Source organism: uncultured Sunxiuqinia sp. (genome assembly GCF_963974515.1).
Lineage (GTDB): Bacteria > Bacteroidota > Bacteroidia > Bacteroidales > Prolixibacteraceae > Sunxiuqinia.
Map to the genome: position 1 here is coordinate 1 of NZ_CAXBDD010000157.1, position 5,706 is coordinate 5,706.

Consider the following 5,706-nt stretch of genomic DNA (forward strand, 5'->3'; position numbering starts at 1 on the left):
CAATTCTGCTTTAACCGACAAAAACTCACGATCAACAACTTGCTTCAACTCATCAGCCTTCGGGGCATCAACAGTAATTACACCAAAAGCTTCGCGGGGAATAGCATTGCGCAAGCTGCCTCCATTAATGGATGCCAAACGGGCACCAACCTGCTGATGTGCTTCATTAAGTATTCGGAAAAAGACCTGATTCGCATTTCCACGCTGCAAAACAATGTCCATGCCTGAATGGCCGCCTTTCAATCCTGTAACGTTTAGCTCAAAAGCAACATCGCCTGCAGGAACCTCTGCTTCGGAATAGGTAAAACGGATGTTTGCATCTTCGCCACCAGCGCAGCCAACGTACAATTCGCCTTCATCTTCTGAATCTGTATTCAACAGGATTTCACCTTGCAAAACCCCTGGGTTCAATCCTTCGGCACCATCCATGCCGGTTTCTTCGGTAGCCGTAAAAAGAACTTCGAGCGGTCCGTGCTCCAAATCATCCGAAGCCAGCACCGCCATTGCAGCGGCCACACCAATACCATTGTCGGCGCCAAGCGTTGTTCCGTTGGCCGTTACCCACTCACCATCCACAAAGGCTTCAATCGGATCCTTCGTGAAATCATGCTCTTTGTCGCTATTTTTTTGAGGCACCATATCCAGGTGTCCCTGAAGAATTACGCCTTGGCGATCTTCCATTCCAGCTGTGGCAGGTTTACGAACGATAATATTACCAGCCTCATCTTTAATGGCTTCCAGGCCCAGATCCTTTCCAAAATGATAGATAAACTCCTGAACCTGTTCTTCATGATTGGAAGGTCGGGGTATTTGTGTCAGCTGGTAAAAATTCTTCCAAAGTCTTTTTGGTTCCAATTCGACAATCTGGTGACTCATAATATGTGGTATTTATTTCGATGGACTGCTAATGAAAGTCGTCAACCCATTCGATAGTTTGATGATCTTAATTCACTAAAAATACAATTTAACGCTCACACTTGTTTTGACATATATCAGTCATTGTCAAAAAAAGCCCCGAACCAAACTCTGGCACAGGGCACGATTTTAAAGCTTATCCAGATTTTGACAGGGACTGGTAAAAGTGATTATTTCAAGCTGTTTATTCAACATCCAGTACGCTTTTTATTGCTCCCGTTTTTGGATGAAAGGCAATCCGGTAAGTTCCATCCAATAAGCTTTCGGGCAGCGGAGCAACCGTTCCGAATTGGGCAATGGTTGCCCGGGTCGCGGCTATCAAGTTCATCCCGTTCATTATTCTAATCTCAGCTTGACCGGGCACGCGGTAAAAAACGCCACTAGAGCCTCCCTCCGCGTTCAGTTTTCCTTGCGCCGAAGCCAAGTTATCCAGCTTTTTCATATCCACAACAACAGGTTTCCCACTTAAATCAGTTTTCGGAAGTACACCTTTATTTTCAGCAAAACGGAAAGCGACTTCGCCCGAAACAGAATTCTCACCCGGAATAAAATCGAAGCTGTATTCAAAAGTCTTAGTGTAGGTCTTGCCAATAAACAAGCCAACATATTCCTCTTCCAATTTGTCGAGTTCTCCCACCATCAACTCGTACGCACGTCCGTCCGGGAGCTGTACTTCGTAAGCGTTGGCCAGCGACTTAAACCGGCGTTTGCGCAACTTCGTTATAGTGTGGGCAGCTTCCTGTGCTTTCTCTTCCAGCGATTTGGTTACCAAGGCACGTCTGGCAGTAGAGTCACCAACTTCAAAAAACGGGTTCAACGACAAATCAGCAAACGGATAGTCTGGTGTTTTGGTATCTCCTAAAAAGGTTGAAACAGCAAAAGCCGCATCGCCCGGCACCGCTGCAGAATTAACTCCGGCTAATATTCCGGCCTCGGTCAGGCTAAGCATGGAGGCTGCGATGCCGGTTGATTTGTAAACCTGATCAGGATCCGCTTCGCTAAAAGTTTCAATCTGAATATCGGTGATACTCCAGCGCTCAAAATCGCCGGAAGGCGCATTTTTCAATCCAAGCATCGCTTCGGCATACTGAAAATAGGGACCGTGGAAAAATTTCTCCTGCTTCGCCTGTACATTAATCCGTATTCCCGTGCGAGGCAAACTGTAGATCACTCCTTCGGTTGACACCAATACGGTTCCGTCATCCTTCTTTCTTTGAGCGGAAACAAGCGTTGTCGAAACCAGGAAAAGAAACATTATCAAATAGATTCTCATGTGCTTTATCTTTTAAAATTGAAGTCAAAATTAACTATACTACGATGAAACGTAAAAGGCAAAATTAGAACTTTTTCCCCCACTTCATCAAAACAATAACCCAAAACCTGGTCGTTTATTTTCTGAGCTGTAAAAAAGCTTTTCCCAGATTCTCTATGAGGTCGCTTGCAACCAATGACAATTCATCGAACTGCGTTGCCGCAAGGTCGCCAGCCAACCCATGAACAAAAACCCCAACCAAAGCAGCTTCGAGTGGCTCAAATCCCTGAGCAAGAAGACCCAAGATAATACCCGTCAAGGCATCCCCACTTCCGGCGGTGGCCATTCCGGGATTCCCAGTCGTGTTAAAAAACACCTGTCCGTCAGGCGAAGTGATTCGGGAGTGAGCTCCTTTTAACACCACTATGACCTGATATTTTTTCGAAAACGCCGACTGAACTTGCAAGCCGGTATACGAATCTTCGGTTTTCCCCACCAGGCGCTCAAACTCTTTTGGATGAGGAGTTAAGATTGAGTTTTCAGGCAGCAATTCCAGCCATTCGGGATGCAGGGACAGGATGTTCAAGGCATCGGCATCCAGCACCAATTTCGAAGGTGCCGCTTCCAGCAAGCGGAGTAACGCTTTTCTTGAATTGGGCTTGACACCCAAGCCCGGGCCTGTCCCAACAGCAGAAAACTGCTTTAAATCTGGAAATTCGGTAAACATCAAATCCGATGCATCAATCGAACACATGGCTTCGGGAATGGCAGTTTGAATGATTTGGTAAGCCGAATGAGGAATGTGTGCTGTTAATAAACCAACTCCGGAACGCAAACAAGCCTTGGATGCCAATAAAGCTGCACCAACTTTTCCGTACGATCCTGCAATCAACAAAGCATGCCCATAGGTTCCCTTATGCGAGAATTTCTTCCGAACAGGAACTTTTTTTGCAATTTCTTCTTCGTTCAGAAAACAGAAGGGCGTTTCAGTCTTTGCAATAATTTCCGGATGCAATCCAATCGGAAGCACCTCCCACTTTCCCAACAAATCACCATGCTCGGGAAAAAAGAAACTGAGTTTGGGAAACTGAAACGTCAAGGTATAATCAGCCCGAATCACCGTAGTCAAATCGTTCTCAGAATTATCTTCTCCAAACAAACCGCTCGGAATATCAATGGCAACAACCATCGCCTTGGAGTGATTGACCTTCTCTGCAATTTGAAGAGGCAAACCGTCCAATTTCCGGCTAAGGCCCGATCCAAATAAGCCGTCCACAACAACAATATCATCCAAAATCACAGGAATTGACTCCTTGCTTTCAATTCGGCTTAACTTCACTTTACCCTGTTCTTCAAGTCGGCGCCAGTTTTCAGCCGGCTCTCCTTGAAGTGTTTTTCCAAAATCGACCAGGTAAACCTCACAGAAATAGTCATGCTCAGCCATCATGCGGGCAATGGCCAGCGCATCTCCCCCATTATTTCCGGGACCTGCAAAGAAGAGGATTTTTTTTTCGTTCGAAAGATGATGAATCAGCCAGTTGACAATCTGGAGAGCCGCACGCTCCATGAGATCAATCGGAGCAATGGGTTCATTTTGAATCGTAAACTGATCAATTGCTGCTATTTGTTTCGTAGTAAAGATCTTCATAAGAATGGACTTTTGCCGAAATTACGAAAACATTGGCAAAATCCATAGACTCTCGTTCCTGGGAATTTCGATCGAAAATAGGCAAAATCGATCCATCCCAGATACTGAACAATCAATAATGCTGACATTTGCCCAACTATAGAAGCAAAAAGATGTTTATATTTGCTTCCCTCATTACAAAAATATAGAGCTATGGCTAAAGATCAGAATACCGCTTTCTTCGGACACCCGGTTGGGCTGTCTTCTTTATTCGCCACCGAAATGTGGGAAAGATTTAGTTACTATGGCATGCGGGCTTTACTCGTATTGTTTTTAACGGCTACATTTGCCAATGGCGGATTTGAAATGGCCGAACTGGATGCCTTTACCATTTACGGCATTTTCACCGGGCTGGTTTATGTGACTCCAATTCTGGGCGGAATGCTGGCTGACAAAGTTTTGGGACAACGAAAAACCATTTACATTGGTGGTTTGGCAATGGCTGTCGGACAGTTTATGCTTGCAGCAAGCGCCATGGCTGATGGTGGAGACCTGGAACTTCGCAAAACACTCCTGTTTTCCGGATTGGGAATCCTGATTATGGGAAATGGGTTTTTCAAACCAAATATCTCCACCATGGTGGGTGAACTATACGACAACAACGACCCCCGGAAAGATGGTGGATTCACCATCTTTTACATGGGTATCAATCTCGGAGCGTTTATTTCGCCGCTTGTTGCAGGTTACCTGGGAGAACAGATCGCATGGGAATATGGATTTATGTCGGCTGGAGTTGGAATGCTCATTGGAACAACCTGGTTTCTTATCCGCAGTCATACACTTGGATCCATTGGAATGCCTCCCGGTGTGAAAAACGGAAGGGTACGCCTGATTATTCAAGACTGGGTCAGCATCGTCATCTATGTAGTCATTTTGGTTGCACTGATTTTAGGACTTATTCTTGGATGGGGTTCGGTTTCAGAAACAGTTCGCACTTGGCTGATCCGAATTCTGGCTACCGGCGCTACCGCCTATTTGCTGTTAAGCATTTTCCGCGGCACCAATGGGAAGACAGAATGGAGCCGGGTAGCGGTGATTCTGGTGCTTGCCGTGTTCAACATCTTTTTCTGGAGTGGTTTCGAACAGGCCGGGACAACCTTTAATGTGTTTGCACGCGATAACACCCAACGAATGATTGGCAGCTGGGAGATTCCGGCCAGCTGGTTCCAAAGTGTGAATGCTATTTTCATTGTTCTTTTCGCCCCGCTTTTCAGTATTCTGTGGCTTAAACTCGATAAAAAGAAACTCAACCCCAACACCCCGATGAAATTTGCCTGGGGAATGATCATGCTAAGCCTTGGCTTTGTAGTTATGGCCATCGCCTACACTCGATCAACCTCGGGAGCGGCCGACGGAGGAATTTTGCTGGTCAGCCCTCTTTGGCTGGTGATGGTGTTCATGTTACACACCTTTGGAGAATTATGCCTGTCACCAATCGGATTATCGATGGTAACCAAACTGTCGCCTCCAAAACTCGTTTCAACCATGATGGGTGTTTGGATGGGTTCGTTTGCAGCCGGTAACTTTGTCGCCTCTCAAATGAAAGCTATTTCCATAAAACTGGAGGCAGCATTGGGTCAGGAAGTGCAGGTTTTCTGGCTTATCGCCATTCAATCGGCTATTATCGCCCTGATTTTAGTTGCGCTTTCGCCTTGGTTAAAGAAAATGATGATGGGGATCAAATAAGCAATTCCTTAAAAAAAGATAGTAAAAGAACCCGGGCTTTCCAGTTCGGGTTTTTTATTTCAGAAAAATAAAAGGAAGAAAACTTGGATCACCTCAAATTCTTATGGAAAAAGTCTGAGTAACAAGTCAACTCATCTTTTGGAATTAATGTTCCGAGTACGAAACC

4 protein-coding genes are annotated in these 5,706 nt (G+C 45.5%); 1 reads left to right on the top strand and 3 read right to left on the bottom strand.

Going from position 1 to position 5,706, the window contains the following annotated elements; translation table 11 throughout:
• From pepD to AAC033_RS18085, 3 genes are all read right to left on the bottom strand, one after another.
• On the bottom strand, nt 1–876 hold an 876-nt coding region (gene pepD / locus AAC033_RS18075), incomplete at its 3' end, for a beta-Ala-His dipeptidase (protein ID WP_339740747.1).
• 223 nt (nt 877–1,099) lie between these two features.
• The gene (locus AAC033_RS18080; protein ID WP_339740749.1) at nt 1,100–2,188 is read right to left on the bottom strand and encodes a DUF4831 family protein; all 1,089 of its coding nucleotides are present in this window, start codon (nt 2,186–2,188) and stop codon (nt 1,100–1,102) included.
• A 115-nt stretch (nt 2,189–2,303) separates the two neighbouring features.
• Entirely contained in the window at nt 2,304–3,815 is a 1,512-nt protein-coding gene (locus tag AAC033_RS18085; protein WP_339740750.1) for an NAD(P)H-hydrate dehydratase, read from the bottom strand.
• A gap of 192 nt (nt 3,816–4,007) precedes the next feature.
• On the opposite strand from AAC033_RS18085, the gene AAC033_RS18090 reads away from it, so the two are divergent.
• The gene (locus AAC033_RS18090) at nt 4,008–5,540 is read left to right on the top strand and encodes a peptide MFS transporter (protein ID WP_339740752.1); all 1,533 of its coding nucleotides are present in this window, start codon (nt 4,008–4,010) and stop codon (nt 5,538–5,540) included.
• Nucleotides 5,541–5,706: the final 166 nt, after the last annotated feature.